This is a genomic window from Flavobacterium profundi (assembly GCF_006491645.1).
GTDB classification, from domain to species: Bacteria; Bacteroidota; Bacteroidia; order Flavobacteriales; family Flavobacteriaceae; genus Flavobacterium; species Flavobacterium profundi.
On sequence record NZ_VDCZ01000001.1, the window covers coordinates 1 to 17,606 of the forward strand.

A 17,606-nucleotide genomic window follows, 5' to 3' on the forward strand; every position below is an offset into this window, starting at 1 on the left:
TACTTCATCAGTTCGCACTCTGTGCTCGGGTCTCCGAAAATTCCACAAGGAGTTTTGTACTTGTAAACTTTTGGTTTAAATTTACGCAACTGCTACAAGCGGCAAACCGTTATATGCTATGGTAGGACAACACACAACAATTAAACGACAATGACGAAAATCTTAACATATTTCTTCGACAAATGGTGGCGACCTGTTCTTGTTTTCGGGTTGACAGCTTTAATTATGGTTTTGTGTGAGTTGACATATATCCGCAAACTACAAGACTACTCTTTTCTGCTATTTGTTCTTGGTTTTTTAGGACTAATCATTTCGACAATATATCAGTTAGTAAAAAAACGCTGGCGTTTTGCAATTTTGACGACAACAATTATTGGAGTTTCATTGGTTGCATTTTTCTTTTACTCAATAGCCTTGTTTTGGAAAGACCAATCAATGCCGGACACATACGCTGACAATTTAAAAATTTCGACAAATCTAAAAATCAATGAGCCACTTGACCAAACTGAACCAACTGACATTGCAGACATTGACTTTTACATTTACAACTCATTTCAACCAGGACTTTATTCATACGCTGTTTGGACAAAAAAAATTGAGAGTGGTTATTGTTATTTAAAAGCATTTGAAGTTACACACAACGACCCTTTATCAGCAGACAGACTTAAAGAAAGAAGCAGAATAAAAGTTTTTAATTCAAGTGATACGACAGCAAAGTTTGAAATGACTGCAAGAGAAGGTTATAGTACAGAAGGTATTTTTACAATTTATGAAGGAGATTGGGGTAAACCTTATGCCGCAAGATTTGAAGTTTGGTTTGTTCCCGACAATGGTAGAAAAGAACGAAAACTAATTGAAAAAAACTTTAAAATTGAAGGATGGCAACGGTGACGGACAAAAGAACCACTGCATATAACAATGTATAACCGCAATTACGGCGGATTCGACTACGTCCGAATCCACTCGGAATTGCTAAAGCCTGTGCTAAACCGAAAATTTTCGTATATTTATCCGTAACTGACGGTTATACTAGTCCGTTAGCGGTAATTCGCCAAACTTGTGCTAAAAATTAACTACAAAATATGAAAAATAAAGTTGTTTGTGTTTGGATTGGAGAGTTTGATTCAAAAGAGAATTTCTATAATAAATACTTTTCATTCAACTACGAAGACGATGATATATCGCAGTTTGTAAAAGATTCAGAACTTGAATATTATGACGAAGATTTTATAGAAAGTTGGTGGTTTGAAAAACTTTCGATTTCTGAACTTAAAGAAAATAAAGAAGTTGTCTTAGATTCTGAATATTTCTTTGACGATTTGATTGTCGAACTTTCGAAGCAGAATATTTCAACTTACAATACGATAACTTTTTTATTTGGAGAAAAGGGAGAAAACGCGTCGAACCAAGATTTGTTTGATTATGAAAGCAGCAACGATCAAAAAACTATAAGGTTTGTTTTCAAGAAAGAATATCAAAAGTAATCATGAACTGCTGCCAACAGCGGTTAGTAGCCATTGCTGGTTTTTCGTAGTTTCACGTTTGTTTTTCACGTAAAAATTCTATCTTAGCTGACAGTACGCAGTTCGCTGGTTTCGCAAAAAGCCACTAGCCGCAAACCGTTGGCAAACAATAGTAGAAACAGTAAATAATTAATGGAATATGTAATCAAAACTTTATTAGCGGATAAAGATTTACTAGTTGAAAAACTAAAAAGTAAAGAAAATACAGATGCTAATATTGAAAGAATAGCACAAATTAAGAAGGCAATAAACTGGTTAAATAAAATCTCTGAATTAAAACTCGAAGAGGTTAACAAATATGAGATGGTAAAACTACCTGATATGAATACTGGTTATTCTGAATATAGACTTATGAATGATTGTGAAACTGATGATAGAATGCAATGGATTGAATTCAAAGATCACATTGGATTGACTACTGGGGATTTTATTATTGGTAAAAAACCTTAATAATAAAAATGAGCAAGTTGCATATAGAAAAAATAAAATCTGAATTAGAAAATTCTAAATGGATTATTAGAACGGATTTATCTACAAATGAGTTTTTGAATATTTGGGAAATTTCAAGACCTAATGGAGATGGAGATTGTTTATTAAAAATAAATTTTTCAATATTCGGAAATGGAAAATATGGTGATTTAATAGGCAATGAAACAATGGATAATGCTAATGGGTGCTCAATCATTGGTCATTCAGAAATTGATATTTATTTTGGAAAGTACTCTGGGCAATTTCAAAAAGATTTGTTTGATTTCATTTCGAAACTTAATAAATTGAAATAACGATTTGCCAACACAGTGTATAAAACATAGCTAATAAATGCTTAATCGAAAGGTTTGTGCATATTTAGATAGTCCGCCAAATTTTTAATTTGGCTTTTAAAAAGTAAAAAATTAAAAACAAAATATAAAAATTTGGCTCACTGTTAATCCGAAAAGTTAGTGTCTTTTTGTACGCTACGTTTCATACACAAGACCGTAAGCAACTAGTACGCGACCAACAATAATTAGATAAAAATGAAAAATACTTTTTTTTGTATTTGCATTAATTTCCGTAAAAAAATTATGGTTAAGATTAATCTTTAATTCATAAAGTTAGATAAAAATTGAGGAGAGAAAATATGAAAAAGTAGAAAGACTACTAAATAGAGTGAAAAAGCAGATTATGGATTTTGAGGAACAGCTCGTATGCAAACAGATATAGAAATTCAAGAGTTGCTATTTTTGTTATATAAAGAAACAAATAACACTACTAAGATAAAACAATTATTAGATTCGATTGAACCAATTTTTGAAGGCTCTAAATACAGTTTAGAAAGAATTAACATTTTATTAAAAAAAAACCAATAGATTCTTTGAAAATCAAAATTGAGAATGCAATCAAAATTATGATTGTAAAAAATAAATTATTGGAATACTTACAATTTAGAAATTGGCAAAAACGAATATTTAAATTTATATATTGATTCAAATAAAGTTTTTAAATTAATGAATGATGGTTTTAATCGCTCAGAAGCTTTTAAAAAATATTATTTTGAATCAGAATATTATAAACTTTTACCAATAAATTAAATTTATGAAAAGTCTTTTAAACAAAAAAAAAATCGTAATTGTAATAATCTTTATTGCACTTTCTTCCAAGTTGTTTTCTCAAAAAAAAAGCAACGAGCAAAACGTTTACTATGAACTTCAAAAAGATAGTATACTTGAAAAAATAACAAAAATAACAGATGGAAAACATATTTTTTATAATAAAAATAGGCAAATTTTAATCCAAGGCACTTTTATAAATGGTATTTTAATAGATGGCTTGGTTTATATTCGAAATAAAAATGGCTTTCTATATTCCATTAGATTTTATGAAAATGGAAAATATTTAAGAAATGTTCATGCAGTAGAAATTCAAGATACACTTTCTCAAAGATAGTAACAATATGAGTATATCAAAAGTTTAACTAACTGCTTATAACAGCAGTTTGTAGCAATTGCTAGGCTTAGCTTTTTTTCGGAATTTTACTTCGTCAGTTCGCACTTTGTGCTCGTGTCTCCGAAAATTCCATAAGGAGTTTTGTACTTGTAATCTTTTGGCTTAAATTTACGCAACTGCTACAAGCGGCCTAACGTTGTAACACATACGAGAAAACGAATGAAATTAAAATTTACTACCATATTTTTTTGTCTAATAGCAATGACTTCTTTCAGTCAAACTGCTGAACTTTTTGACACAGATAATTCCGAGATAACAGATAATGACCTTTGGGAAGTAACGGTTGACAATAACGGAAAGTTATATTTAGGAACTGTGAAATTCGGACTTATAACTTATGAAAACGGAGAATTTAAGAATAACAATAAAGAAAATTCAGCAATCAAAGGAGATGCAGTAACACCAATCTTTAAAGATTCAAAAGGAAACATTTGGCTGAATTATTCTAAACCGAACTCTGAAATTGCCAAATTTGATGGAACTGAATGGACAATTTATACAACTAAAGAAATTCCCGTTTCAAATATTTCAGTTATTGATTTTGCAGAAGATAAAGATGGGAATATATATTTCGGAGGAGGCAACGGAATTTTCAAATTTAATGGAGTTTCTTGGTCTGAAATTGATATTCCAAAAAAAGGAATTACGGTAAGAGCAATGGATATCAATGAAAACGGAGATATCGCTATAGGACACAATAGTGGCTTGATAATTCGCTCAAACGGAGAATGGAAAATTCTTGATGATGAAAACTCTGAATTACAGCTATCAGTTGTTAGAGCAGTAAAGTATATAGATAATAAGCTGTATGTTGGTTATGGTGGAGGATTTGGAAATGGTGGCTTATCAATAATGGAAAATGGAAAATGGACTCATTTCAATAAATCAAACTCGAAAATTCCTGACCATATGGTCAGAGACATTGAAGTGGATAAAAATGGGACAATTTGGATGGCAACAAACAACGGAATGATAAAAATGACTGGGAATGAAATTGAGCCAATATACTTTAGAGAAGGAATGTATAAGAATACAATATTGGATATCGCTACTCAAGAAAATATAGTTTGGGTCGCAACGAATTTTGGACTGATTAAAATAACGCTATAAAAAAAGTACGTGTTACAACAATGGCTATAAGTAATTGCTTGTTCTCGTCTACTTCTGAAAATCCTTGCGGATTTTGCTTACGCCAATTCGCTGAGCTCTTGTCAGTTTGGCGTGTACTTGCAAAGTTACATGCTAAACCACGCAACTACTCATAGCCCAACCGTTAGCTACAATTAAAACATCATCAAGTGAAAAAGACAATTTATTTGATAATTATAATACTTTCGATTTCTTGTAAAAACAATAATTCTGATAATAATTTTAGGAATGAAATTGACCGAATTAAAAATGAAGAACTTCCGAATAAAGAATACGCAGTGACAACTTTTGAATTTGATACTCTAAATGGGAAAAAGTTCTTCAGCGAAATAAAAAATATATCGAATTCTGGAATTAAATCAATTAGAATATCAACTGAATATTTTGAAAATGATAGCCTAATAGGACAAATTGAAATCGGACCATTTAACAACTCTGAATTCTTAAATCAGAAAATAATAAAAGACAGGAACGGAAATGAAAACTTGTATTTCTTACTTGAGAATGAAAATGGAGCCTTTATTTATGAAATAAAATATGAGAAAAGTAATCTGAAGAAAAGCCGAATTGAATCAAATTATTTGAATTGGAATGAGCTAATTGTTGAAATGAATAAAGAAGATGAATAAAATAACTGTAGCCAATAGCCGTTTGTAGCAATTGCTAGGCTTGGCTTGTGTTCGGAATTTTACTTCGTCAGTTCGCACTCTGTGCTCGGGTCTCCGAAAATTCCACGAGGAGTTTTGTACTTGTAAACTTTTAGGCTAAATTTACGCAACTGATACAAGCTGCAAACCGTTGTTTGCAATTTGACAAAACAATCGGATGAACATCAAAAAGTACATAAGAACAGAATATAAGGGTTGGATAATTGCAATCTTTCTGTTTTTGATTTTACTCGCTTTTGGAAAATCATTTGAATACGTAAAATCAATTACGGAACTAAATCCGATTTTTAAAATTGGACAAATAATCTTGATATTAACTTTCGGATTTTCATTTGTTTTTTATGCAATTTATGTAAGCGGACTTGAGCATAACATGGAACTTGAATTTAGAGAATATGAGCCTGAAAACGTGGAAAGATTAATGCGGAATTCAAAAAAGATGCTGATTATCTTTTCTATAAGTTCTGTAATATGGATAATCGGAAACTTAATTATCGGAATTGAATACGGAAATGCTGAAAATTTTAAGTATTTTATTGTAATAATTTCACTTCCAATAATTGTAAACGGAATTATGATTTATATAAAAAACGCAATAAAAACTGCTTACAACAATGTATAATCACAATTACGGCGGATTCGACTACGTCCGAATCTACTATACGAGAACGTTGTACATAATGCTAATAAAATGACAAGCGAAGAAAAAATTGATTTTTTAAAAGCCAATATAGAACCATTATTTGACCAAATCTATGGTAATGGATTCAGAGCTTCTGTTTACTTAACTGATGGAACTTATATTCCTTGTGTTAGATTTCGAAATCCTGAATTAATAACTCAACTTGCCATAAAAAGATTTGAACAAGAAAAAAAAGGAATTAGCATTTTCAAGAGCAGTTCAAAAAATCGTTATAAAGAAATAGTTGAATTATTTGTAACTAATGGAAATAATTTAAATGAATATGATATTGACAGAATTGAAATTAGTCCGTTTGCATTTTCAAAAAACATTCTTGACCAAATAGAAGGAGAAACAACAATGTCTTGGACTGGATTTTGTGTAAAAATGAAAGATGAAAAAGTATTTGCTTTTGGAAGTAGATTTTTATTTGATTTTTTTCAAATGCCAAAAGGTTACAAATCAAATGATATTAAAGAAATAATTAATCACAGTTATATTTCTAAATCCGGAGAAATAAAAAAACATAAAGTCCCATTTCTTGAATGGCCAACTGATTATGACGAAAATGCAGTATATCGTGAAAGACCTTTTTTTGACTGTTATATTAAAGGACTATAAAATAAGAAGTACTATATACAACATTGGTTAGCTGTTATTGTGGTTTCTCGCCTACTTCAGAATTTTACTTTGTCAGTTCGAATACTGACAGGTATCTCCGAAAATATACTAGGAATTTTGTACTTGTAAACATTTAGGCTAAATTTACACAACTGCCAAAGGTGGCAAAACATTATGTGCAATTTGAAAAGTAATCCGTGATCAATGAATAAGGTTAAAATTTTGAGAGAACAAAAAAAACTAACTCAAACTGAACTTGCTGAAAAATCAGGCATTTCTTTAAGAACAATTCAACGCATTGAATCTGGAAGTCGTTTAAAAGGTTATACCCTAAATGTAATAGCAAACGCACTAGAAACTGAACCCCAAAATTTATTTTTCACATCTGAAAAAGAAATATCTATTGAAAGAGCAAAAGAAATTAATCTTTCTGCATTGGCTGGTTTAATAATTCCATTTGGTGGAATAATTCTTCCCTTTATTTTAACTTATAACACTAAAGATGTATACAATAAACAATTAGGAAAAAACATTGTAAGCATTGAAATAATTATTACTACACTTTTTTCAATTGCGCTTATTTTATGTCCGTTTATTCAAAAATATTTTTCTATAAAAACACCATTTTTTCTTTACGTTATTATAATTTTTCTTGTTCTTAAACTCATCATTGTTATTATAAACGGAAAAAGTTTAAACACCAAAAAAAAATTAAATATAAAACTGAAAACCAACTTCTTATAATTAATGACAGTAAATTGACGTAAAAATGTCGCATTGATTTTTAGAAAACACAACAATTATTTTCGGAAAATTGCAGAAAAAAATCAATGAAAATATTTAAAAGAATTATCATCTCATTTTTTATATTAGTTGCATTATCTATTCTAATTGGATATATATACTTTGACAGAAAATTTACACCTGAAAAAAATTACTTGATTGTAAAAAATGAAAGTGGAAACATCAAAATAAAATGGGAAGATGAAAATAAAAGTGCAATACTTTTGCCAATTCATTTTGAAAATGACACGATAAAATATTTTATACAATTTGACACTGGAAGTCCCTATACTTTATTTTATAAAAAAGCCATCGAAAATATTGCATCAATAAAACAAAACAACGAAAAAGGAAAAGCCTCATTTAAAATCGGAAATACAGAAATCGAATCCGAAAATTTCAAAATAATTGACTACGGTAAAAAAGTAAAAAATAATGAGCCAAAAATTATTGGAACATTAGGTTCAGACATTTTAGAGAATAGAAAAACAATCATAAATTTTAAAGAAAATTGGTTGAAATTAAATTTATCCGAAACACCTACTCTTTTTAATGGAAACTTATTTGATTTTAATTTCAAGAAAAGAAAAATCATAATTCCTGCAAAACTGAATAATGAAAATATGAAATTTTTATATGATACAGGAACAAGTGCATACGAACTTTTAACAAGTAAAGAAAATTGGAATCAACTCAAATTACCTAACTCAAAAGTAACTCTTGAAAAATCAAATTCTTGGGGAAGAACTTTGACAACTTTTACGACAAATACAATTTCAAAAATAGATTTTGGAAGCACAAAAATTCCTCTTAATCAAATAACTTATGTGGAAGGATATTCAAAAACCCAATATTATTTGATGAAATTTTCGGGAATGTCTGGAGGAATGCTTGGGAATAAAACATTTTTGAATAACGCTATTTTTATTGACTGTAAAGAATTGAAAATGTGTATTTACTAAAAAACTACAGGTAACATCATATTACCTAAATGAGGGAAAAAGTGCTGGTTTCTTGTAATTTTCAAAAACATCTCTATATTTGGTTTGACTTGGTATTGGTTTAACACCACTACATATAGTCGTAAAACGTTAACTACAGTTAACCAAACGAATGAAGCAATATTCTATAAACAATAGATCCTTAACTCTAAAAGTCAAAAAATCATCTTTCGTAATTAGAGGTCTACTATTTTTCCTTTCATTTACTTCATTACTTTTACCTTTAACTGGAATGATATTTGGAGTTTCCTCTGGAAAAGGATTTCATATCGGATATCATAGGACTGTTTCTATTTGGATATATGGGATTCTATCTGTTGCGTGTTTTATTATGGAATACATACGGAGAAGAAACAATTAAATTAAATATATCAAATATTGAATACGAAGCTAATTATGGCTGGTTTAGGGGCGAAAAAAAAGTATAGAACATAAAAAATTGACTTTCTCAGTTAATCAGATAGGCCTTCAAGAGGATTATACTGGAACTTTAATCATCGAAAATGAAGATAATAGAATTGAATCTGTAGTCAAAATCCCCATAAGCGAACTTGAGCAACTAATTAATGAAATAAAGCTTGGTGGGAACTATTCCGTAAAATGTTTCATTCGCTCTCCTTTTCTGCTCTTGTCTCCAAAAATCCAAAAGTATTTGTATATTTGATAGGACTTGTAATAAAATACCTTAACAGCTGCTAGCCCAAAAAAGTTACCTCAAATTATGAAAAAAACAGTACTGATATTGATAATTTTGTTCTCAAGTCATTTTTTTGCTCAAGAAAATCTTAACAAAAAAATTGATGAAGGTATTGAACTTTATAAAAAGGGAGAAGAAAAAAAAGCTCTAAAAGTTTGGAAAGAGATTGAGAACAAAGCAGAAAAAACTTCATCTACATACGGTGTGACTCTTGGGAATATTCTGCATTACTACATTGAAAATGATGATGAAAAGAATATACTGAAATACTACCAAAAAATCATCGATTCTGACTTAAATGATAAAGATGAAAACCATGAAAATGGAAAACCATATAAAAATTATCGCTATCATGCTACAATGAGACTAGCAAGTTACTATGGTAAAAAAAGAAAATTTGAGAAAGGCTTGAGTTACGTAGAAAAGGCTGATAATGAAATGACATTTGAAACTACTTCGCTAACCTCTTTTATTTATCAAAAAGTGGATTTGGCATTTTGGAAATACCGATTTTTAAATGATTTGGGACAAAAAGAAAAAGCAGTATCGAAATTAATTGAGAGAGCTTTTGAATATGATTATAAATCCATGTATTCCAATTGGACAACTGTTTCACCAAGTAATGATGAAGACGAATTAGCCGAAACCATTTGTTCTGAATTTGAAGATTTGGAAAAACTTAAATTGAACATTGATAACGGAATTGCTAATCTGATTTTTGACAAAGAAAAAAACACAATCAAATTAAATATTAACGGAACTGAATATGATATCAACTTATATTCTAATTTAGAAAATCATGAGCAATGTAAAAAGTATTTACAGAATTCATTTTCTATCAATATTTAACAGAAAAAGCAAAAGTACGTTAGTTAGTTTTTAAATATGGAAAACATAAAAAATAAAACAGACAGATTTAAATTAAGTGAGTTTTACAAAGGAAGTGAATCTGATCCAACATATGTATTTGTCCAACAATTTAACGATAAAAAATTAAATTCAGAAAATATACATATTCATAGTTTATCGTTTTTATACCATACTTTAAATTCCAAAGGGAAGTTAGAAATCGAAAAAAAATGGATGGATATTTTTCCTACACTAAATGAAGTAAAAAGAATGAAAATCACTTTTGGAATTAAACAAGAACTATTTGATTCATTGAGTAAAATACCAAATTTAGAAGAATTAATAATTGATTCATCAAAAATTACTGATTTGTCTCAATTACCCAAACTAAAAAGATTGAAGCGATTTGAAATCGAAAGTTTTACTCAACTTAAAGATATTTCAATTTTAGAAAAAACAAAATTATTTCAACTTAGAATTGAAAACTGTTTCAAAATAGAAAATTATGAAGTAATTGGAAATATTAATAGTTTAATAGGAGTTGCTTTACATGGCTACGTTGTTGGACCAAAAAATTTAAAAATTGAAAGCTTGAAAATTTTTAAAAACCTTAAAAAATTAAAACACTTAGATTTAGGCTGTACTTCACTAGTAGATAAAAATTCTTTTAATTATCTTTTAGAAATTGAAAACTTGGAAAGATTTGATTATTCAGGAAACATAAAGTTTGAAATAGTTGAAAAAATAAAAAAGAATCATCCAAAATTAAAAGCTGGATTTTTTGTTGATTGGGATTATAAAAACGAACAACTATTTGAAGGGAAATTTTGGTAAACTCTTATACAGTTGCCTAATAACGATTTACTTTATTGACTATCTTTTGGATTATCCATACAAAATCTCCAACTAAACAGAATGTTTGTGATATTTACAAGGACATAATTTTGATACAACATCACTAAAATTATGCAGTTGGATAATACTAAAAAAGTTAAATTGGAAATTACATAAAACTGCCTATTAACAACTTTTTAATTTTTTAATTAATCTTTACAATAACTTTCATTTTCCCTCTGAAAAATCTTATCTTAGCAAGAAATCATTCTTCCACGCAGTCACTAACCCATTTTTTAGAGTGTAGTGCTCCATGCAAAAAAAACAAAATGAAAGTAAAAACAGTAATTACCACTTTAATTGTAACGATTCTAATTCATTGTCAAATTTCAGCTCAAAATAAATCTAAAACAGAAATTCTTTTAGTTGGATTTGATCATTTAGGCCAAATGGACAACGGAACTCCTTCTTCCAATATTTTCAGTAAAAAAAAGCAACAAGAAATTAGTAAAATAACTGAAAAACTAAAAGCCTTTTCACCAGACATCATACTAGTTGAAAAAGAACCCAGCGAACAAAATCAGTTGGATAGTTTATATAATGCATACAAAAACAATAATTTAAAACTTTCTGATATCGATTATGGAGCTTCAGAAACCTATCAAGTGGGTTTCCGATTAGCAAAAATTTTAAACTTAAAAAGTGTCTATGGAATTGACCATTATGAATCCACTTCGCAATCCTTATTACAATCTGGAGATAATATAGAGGTCTTTAAAAATGGACTAAAAGAACTAATGCAAACAGCGAGACCGTTGAAACAAAAAGTACAACAAGACAGTTTATCAATTTATGAATATATAAAAATAATGAATCAAGATAAACTTATCGACTTAACCCATAACCTGATTTTTAATGTACCTGCTTATGTGGTAAATGGTGAATTTTCTAAAAATGGAACCAATACAGTAGACATTGGTGCAATTGATACAAAATATATAGGTGCTGAATACATCACTTTATTTTACAACAGAAACCTCAAAATATACTCGAATATTTTAAATACACAGTTAAAACATAATTCTAATAAAATGATACTTATTATGGGACAATTGCATATAGGCGTACTCAAAGGTTTGTTTGAGCATAATCCAAATTATAAAATAGTTGATATATCGGAATATCTAAATTAATAAACACCAAATACAGTACTAGTCCCATTATTAAAACAATCACGATTATTTTATGAAACATTCCGTTTTTATAGCATTCAGTTTTTTTGTTTCATCTTGTGTTACCAAAGAAAATGATCTAGAACTTATTATTTTGAATGAAGAAATCATTTCATGCAATTATAACGAAAAATATAATGAAGATATGAATGCTTCTAATTCAATAAATATCATTAAATACAAACTTATCAATCATTCTGATAACACCTATTATTTCAATAAAAATTATCATGAAATATATAAAAAAGATAGTTATTTAGTAGGCTTATTAGCGAATCAAAACACTGTGTTTATAGATGAAAACAACAATATAGCACAACCTTATTTTTCTTCAATATATTCAACAGACAGTATGGGTACTTACATTAGATTTCGTGATAAACTTCAAAAACAAGAAGCAAAAAACTTAGGTTATAAATCAGGAATACTACCGCTGCAAAATAATTTTGCAATTCATCCAGGTGAAACTTTATATTTTGAATATTTTGTAAATTTATCCAACGACAAATTTGGCAGAAATGAATCAAGAATAACTTTCGATAAAGAAAAAAAATACAAGATGAAAATTCAAATCTATAGCGATTCAAAAAATTATGACCAAACTATTAGTCATTCCGATTTAAAAACAATTGAAATGAATAACTATAAAATTTTTAATGGATTTATAAATTCAAAAAATGAAGTGCCTTTGAAATTTATAAAATGCAACTAAATTCAATTACTAATCTCATCAATAAATTTTAGTATAACTTATGTTTGATTTTTACTGCTTCAATTGCCACTTTGTACTCGAGTCTCTGAAAATTCAATACTTAATGAAATATTTGATTACTTAATAATATCTAATTCTCATGAAGGTAAGTAATGTAGCAAAATGGAATTAGATAAATTGCTATAATTGAAAGTAAAATTCAAAAAAACATACAAAAAACAATGCTTTTATTAATATCTAAAATAAAAATAATAATACTTCTTTTTGTTGTAGTTTCACAATCATTGTATTGCCAAGATACTACAAGAACAAATCCAATCCTCTTTACTGAGTTAGTTTTCGGAGGTGGCGGAAGTTTTGGTGAGTATGGCGGATTTTTATACGGTGGAACAGCAAACTATCAATTCGAAAATAACTTATTTACCATACGTTATATTGAAAACCCTGAATTCAAGTTTAACGCTACTCTTTTAGCACCCACTGTACAATTTCCATATGTAGCATCAAAAATGGGAAATACTGAAATTGCAATTTTGTACGGAAAAAGAATTATCAGAGACTTTGTTTCATACAGTTTTTCAGCAGGATTAGCACATAATAACTTTCAATCAAAATATAGAGATGAAAACAATCAAATCTACAAATATAATAAGGTGCACTATGGATTTTCTTATGAAATCAATATAAAATGGTTCAACTCAAAAAAAGAAAGGTATCGAATTTATATGTTAGTGCCTGTTGGTAAACCAACTTCATTCGGTAGAAGCATCGGATTTAAATTATTAGGTAATATATCAAATCATAGCTATTTAGGTTTTGCAGTAACGTATGGATTTGGATACCACAAAAATTATAATTAATAATCACAAATGATTGATACTAAAACTTTAAACAATAACCTTATTGAGGTTAAAACCAAAGTCTATGACCAATTAGCACTCAATATTTCTAAATTGTACATTGAAATTGAAGGAACCGAATATGATGCTTGTCAATTCGAACTCAACGGAATGAAAATTATTTCGAGAAGTTCAAAAATAACTCCTAAAAAAGTAGGCCAATTTGTAACGTTTTGGAAACGCAATCAAAACGGAGAAACGGCACCTTATTCAGAAAATGATTCATTTGATTTTTATGTAATTCATGCAAAATCAGAAAAGCGTTTTGGACAATTTGTATTTCCAAAATCTGAACTTATAAAAAAAGGGCTTATAACAAATGCAAAAAAAGAAGGAAAACGAGGTTTTAGAGTGTATCCTATTTGGGACAAAACATTAAATAAACAAGCAGAGAAAACTCAAAAATGGCAACTGAATTATTTTTTTGAAATTAATGAAACCCTAGATTTAAAGAAAATAAGTGAGCTGTACAATGTAAATAATTTACATTTGTTTGCATAAACTTTACTCATAAAATAACTGTTAAATCAAATAAGAAGTATCCTAATTTTAAAATGGGAAATAAAAGAAAAGGACAATTAACCTTTGATAAAGAGTGGCACAAGCATCTAAGAAAAATGGGGAAACGTTTTTTTTGGAAAGGAGAACGCTTGGCTGAAAAGAAAATGATTCAAGAAGACGTAATTGAAAGAAAAGAATTAAACGAACTACCTATGCTTACTTTTGAAAAATTATTTGATTTAGTAGAAGAAAATCATTTTAAAAATGAAATCGATCAAAAAATAGCTACTAAAATACTAGAGGCAGAAAATGATTGGCCAACGCCTATTCAAAGTCTTAATGATTTTATATTGATTTTGGAAAAAGAAATTGGAGGTAAGGTGACACAAACTAGTTTAAACTACCTCATTTCAAAATACAACCAAAACCTTAAATATAGTTGGGAAGGAGAAAGTGTATGTACACTTTTAGAGATATTTGAATTAACAGACGCAGTAGAATTGAAAAAAATCTTTAATAACTTGATCGAAAAATCAAAATAAAATTTGAACCTTTTAAATACTTTACATTCCTAATTAAGCCGAAAACACATTCTATTCTAATGAAAAAAATAGCATTTGTAATTGTATCATTCGTGATTCTAAGTTGTGCCCCAAAAATAAGTCCGTATTTTGAACAAAACCATTATATCAGAAATTATAGCATTCATATACAAAACGATTCTTTACAACTCTACTTCAAAACTCCTGCAGATATTTCCTATGTAACCGATACAAAAGAATTAAAAAAGTGTATTCGCAATTCAAAAATTAAACTAACTGATCCTGTTTTAATTTATGGTAAAACCAATGATCCTCCTTACGAATATTTTGTAACGGTTTCAGAAAACAAACTTTCCAACTATTCCAAAGAGCTAGTCGTTTTTGATACTTTAGTAGAGAATCAAACCATTCGTTTCATTGGTAACGCACTTGAAAAAAATGCTAAAAAAACATTGGAAATCGATTTAAAAAATTGTTTTAAAAGCCTAGAAGTTGGACCTACATACAGAAAGCAAATTCAAACCATTTTTGATATTGTACAAAAATACCAGCTTTCCAATAAATTTTATGCAGCTCTTCAAGAAATTAGTGATTTTCCCTCTTATGATAAACAAGAAGAATGGTCAAAGCTTCAAATGCAATTGACTTTTTCTTCGTTCCTAGGAAAAAATAAACTTTATGATACGTATTTAAATCAACTCGAATCTAGATTTAAACCCAACGATACTATTGTTAAAATAGTTAAAGAAAAATCGTTTTATAATGCGCAAGCTTTGGATACCATACTTCAAGAAGCCAAAAAACATCGCATTGTAATGATTAATGAAAATCATTTTTATCCAAATCATAGAATATTGGTTTCAGATGTATTGGAAAAACTGAAAGCCATTGGTTACAACTATTTGGCTTTGGAAGCGTTAAACACTAAACAAGATAGCCTTTTAAATATACCTAACTCCTATCCTACTTTAGAAACTGGTTTTTATACTAGTGAACAAAATTTTTCAAATCTCATTCGAAAAGCAAAAGCATTAGGATTTCAATTTATCGCTTACGAAAATACCGATAACCATAAAAACCGTGAAGTTGGTCAAGCAGAAAACATTTACAACAAAAGCTTTTTAATCGACCCAAATGCTAAAGTTGTCGTTCTTGCAGGAATTGATCATATCTTAGAAAAACCAACTAGCCAAGGAAAAGAATGGATGGCTACTATCTTCAAGAATAAGTACAAAATTGATCCTCTAACCATCAGCCAAACTCATTTAAATGCTTACCGAAATCAAATAGAAGCTAACTATGGAATCATTAATAGCAACCACTTTAAAGATACTCGATGGAATGCTGTGGATTACTTAGTATTAAATAACAATACAAAAGAACCAATTGAATTTCCTTTTAGTGCCTTTGAATACCAAAATACTACAAAGACTGATATTCAAATCGTTTTGTTCTTGGGAAATGAAATTAAAAACCCATACGATTTCAGTAAAAAAATTCCGTATTTTACAACAATAATTCCCTCAAGTAAAAAATTGAAAGTACCTTTAGACCGAAGTAAAGAAACCTTTTTATTGGCCTTTGACAAAAATGGAAACCAAGTGGATAAACAAATCATTTGTGCTAGAAATTAATGAATAATACACTGAAAACAACTTCGTTTTATAAATAAAAATGTATTTTTAAAACAAATACAACGCAACTCATGGACAAATACAAAGAAACCTATCAAACATGGAATAATATTGCAATGCTCTATCAAGATAAGTTTATGGATTTAGACATTTATAACGATACCTATGACTATATCTGTAATGCCATTAAGAATCCTAAATCGAAACTTTTGGAAATAGGTTGTGGTCCGGGAAATATTACGAAATATTTGTTAACCAAAAGACCAGACTTTGCTATTTTTGGAATTGATATTGCTCCTAACATGATTGAATTGGCCAAACAAAACAATCCAACTGCAAAATTTGAAGTTATGGACACCAGAGCAATTTCTACTCTTGAAGAAAAGTTTGATGGTATTGTTGTGGGGTTTTGCTTACCTTATTTGTCACCAAAAGATGCAACCGAACTTATAACTAATGCTTATAATTTATTAAACGAAAAGGGGTTACTCTATTTCAGTTTTGTAGAAGGAGAACCTGAAAAATCAGAATTTAAAGTGGGAAGTGGTGGTCGTGTATTTTTTTATTATCATGATTTGGAAAATCTAAAAATTCAACTTAGCAACTCTAAATTTAATGAAATTACCGTTTTTAAAGTACCGTATAAAATTTCAGAAACCGAATTTGATATCCATACAGTTGTAACTGCTAAGAAGGAAATATAAAAACCATACCGCATTTATGAGGAAAATAATAGGAGCGCTTAATATGACTATCGATGGCATTTGTAATCATACTGCAGGAATTCCAGATGAAGCAATACATGAGCATTATACTGAACTATTACATCAAGGAGATGCTATTTTGTATGGAAGAAAAACCTATGAATTAATGACGTATTGGCAAACTATCTTAGAAAATCCATCCGAAGAAAAATCTATGAATGAATTTGCACTGGCTATTGATACTATTCCAAAAATTGTTTTCTCCAATACACTTAAAGAAATCAATTGGAAAAGTGCTTCCTTAGCACAAAACAATTTAAAAGAAGAAGTCGTTGCGTTAAAAAATCAATCGGGAAAAGCTATTTTTGTTGGAAGTCGCAGTTTGATAATTGCACTTTTACAACTAAATTTAATTGACGAAATCCAACTTTGCATTCACCCAATGGTGGAAGGTAAAGGCTTATCCTTATTTGAAGATATCAGGGAACGTATGGTTTTTAATTTAGTAAAACACAAAACTTTTACAAATGAAGCTATTATTCTTTATTACCAACCTAAAAAACAATAAACCAAAATCAAACAATAGTTT

The 17,606-nt window shown here is 28.9% G+C and carries 22 protein-coding genes; all 22 read left to right on the forward strand.

Annotated features, from left to right (window positions below):
- Positions 1–435 precede the first annotated feature (435 nt).
- The 22 genes from FHG05_RS00005 to FHG05_RS00110 all read left to right on the forward strand — a co-directional run bounded on the left by FHG05_RS00005 (position 436) and on the right by FHG05_RS00110 (position 17,585).
- Positions 436–891 (forward strand): hypothetical protein, encoded by a 456-nt coding sequence (locus FHG05_RS00005; RefSeq protein ID WP_140995965.1) that lies wholly within the window; start codon positions 436–438, stop codon positions 889–891.
- A 191-nt stretch (positions 892–1,082) separates the two neighbouring features.
- The gene (locus tag FHG05_RS00010; RefSeq protein ID WP_140995966.1) at positions 1,083–1,484 is read left to right on the forward strand and encodes an immunity 22 family protein; all 402 of its coding nucleotides are present in this window, start codon (positions 1,083–1,085) and stop codon (positions 1,482–1,484) included.
- A 171-nt stretch (positions 1,485–1,655) separates the two neighbouring features.
- Entirely contained in the window at positions 1,656–1,973 is a 318-nt protein-coding gene (locus FHG05_RS00015) for a hypothetical protein (RefSeq protein ID WP_140995967.1), read from the forward strand.
- An 8-nt stretch (positions 1,974–1,981) separates the two neighbouring features.
- Positions 1,982–2,305 carry a hypothetical protein gene (locus FHG05_RS00020; protein ID WP_140995968.1) on the forward strand — a complete coding sequence of 108 codons (324 nt, stop codon included), beginning with the start codon at positions 1,982–1,984 and terminating at the stop codon, positions 2,303–2,305.
- Between the two features lie 793 nt (positions 2,306–3,098).
- Positions 3,099–3,449 carry a hypothetical protein gene (locus FHG05_RS00025; RefSeq protein ID WP_140995969.1) on the forward strand — a complete coding sequence of 117 codons (351 nt, stop codon included), beginning with the start codon at positions 3,099–3,101 and terminating at the stop codon, positions 3,447–3,449.
- Positions 3,450–3,668: 219 nt separating this feature from the next.
- Positions 3,669–4,619, forward strand: a complete 951-nt coding sequence (locus FHG05_RS00030; protein ID WP_140995970.1) for a two-component regulator propeller domain-containing protein — start codon at positions 3,669–3,671, stop codon at positions 4,617–4,619.
- Positions 4,620–4,807: 188 nt separating this feature from the next.
- On the forward strand, positions 4,808–5,287 hold the full coding sequence (locus FHG05_RS00035) for a hypothetical protein (protein ID WP_140995971.1): 480 nt from the start codon (positions 4,808–4,810) through the stop codon (positions 5,285–5,287).
- Positions 5,288–5,483: 196 nt separating this feature from the next.
- On the forward strand, positions 5,484–5,948 hold the full coding sequence (locus FHG05_RS00040) for a hypothetical protein (RefSeq protein ID WP_140995972.1): 465 nt from the start codon (positions 5,484–5,486) through the stop codon (positions 5,946–5,948).
- A 69-nt stretch (positions 5,949–6,017) separates the two neighbouring features.
- Positions 6,018–6,629 carry a hypothetical protein gene (locus FHG05_RS00045; RefSeq protein WP_140995973.1) on the forward strand — a complete coding sequence of 204 codons (612 nt, stop codon included), beginning with the start codon at positions 6,018–6,020 and terminating at the stop codon, positions 6,627–6,629.
- A 204-nt stretch (positions 6,630–6,833) separates the two neighbouring features.
- A complete protein-coding gene (locus FHG05_RS00050) occupies positions 6,834–7,373 on the forward strand; it encodes a helix-turn-helix domain-containing protein (protein ID WP_140995974.1) in 540 nt (179 codons plus the stop codon).
- Positions 7,374–7,459: 86 nt separating this feature from the next.
- Positions 7,460–8,374, forward strand: a complete 915-nt coding sequence (locus tag FHG05_RS00055; protein WP_140995975.1) for a hypothetical protein — start codon at positions 7,460–7,462, stop codon at positions 8,372–8,374.
- A 151-nt stretch (positions 8,375–8,525) separates the two neighbouring features.
- Positions 8,526–8,774 carry a hypothetical protein gene (locus tag FHG05_RS00060; RefSeq protein ID WP_140995976.1) on the forward strand — a complete coding sequence of 83 codons (249 nt, stop codon included), beginning with the start codon at positions 8,526–8,528 and terminating at the stop codon, positions 8,772–8,774.
- Between the two features lie 360 nt (positions 8,775–9,134).
- The gene (locus FHG05_RS00065; protein ID WP_140995977.1) at positions 9,135–9,959 is read left to right on the forward strand and encodes a hypothetical protein; all 825 of its coding nucleotides are present in this window, start codon (positions 9,135–9,137) and stop codon (positions 9,957–9,959) included.
- 36 nt (positions 9,960–9,995) lie between these two features.
- Complete coding sequence (locus FHG05_RS00070; protein ID WP_140995978.1) at positions 9,996–10,793, forward strand: leucine-rich repeat domain-containing protein; 798 nt, start codon at positions 9,996–9,998, stop codon at positions 10,791–10,793.
- Between the two features lie 329 nt (positions 10,794–11,122).
- Positions 11,123–11,986 carry a DUF5694 domain-containing protein gene (locus tag FHG05_RS00075; protein WP_198172256.1) on the forward strand — a complete coding sequence of 288 codons (864 nt, stop codon included), beginning with the start codon at positions 11,123–11,125 and terminating at the stop codon, positions 11,984–11,986.
- 52 nt (positions 11,987–12,038) lie between these two features.
- On the forward strand, positions 12,039–12,737 hold the full coding sequence (locus FHG05_RS00080; RefSeq protein ID WP_140995979.1) for a hypothetical protein: 699 nt from the start codon (positions 12,039–12,041) through the stop codon (positions 12,735–12,737).
- Between the two features lie 221 nt (positions 12,738–12,958).
- Positions 12,959–13,597 (forward strand): hypothetical protein, encoded by a 639-nt coding sequence (locus FHG05_RS00085; RefSeq protein ID WP_140995980.1) that lies wholly within the window; start codon positions 12,959–12,961, stop codon positions 13,595–13,597.
- Between the two features lie 9 nt (positions 13,598–13,606).
- A complete protein-coding gene (locus FHG05_RS00090; RefSeq protein ID WP_140995981.1) occupies positions 13,607–14,137 on the forward strand; it encodes a MepB family protein in 531 nt (176 codons plus the stop codon).
- A 53-nt stretch (positions 14,138–14,190) separates the two neighbouring features.
- On the forward strand, positions 14,191–14,679 hold the full coding sequence (locus FHG05_RS00095) for a hypothetical protein (protein WP_140995982.1): 489 nt from the start codon (positions 14,191–14,193) through the stop codon (positions 14,677–14,679).
- Between the two features lie 59 nt (positions 14,680–14,738).
- Entirely contained in the window at positions 14,739–16,313 is a 1,575-nt protein-coding gene (locus FHG05_RS00100) for a hypothetical protein (protein WP_140995983.1), read from the forward strand.
- 71 nt (positions 16,314–16,384) lie between these two features.
- Entirely contained in the window at positions 16,385–17,017 is a 633-nt protein-coding gene (locus FHG05_RS00105; protein WP_140995984.1) for a class I SAM-dependent methyltransferase, read from the forward strand.
- A gap of 16 nt (positions 17,018–17,033) precedes the next feature.
- Positions 17,034–17,585 (forward strand): dihydrofolate reductase family protein, encoded by a 552-nt coding sequence (locus FHG05_RS00110; protein ID WP_140995985.1) that lies wholly within the window; start codon positions 17,034–17,036, stop codon positions 17,583–17,585.
- Positions 17,586–17,606: the final 21 nt, after the last annotated feature.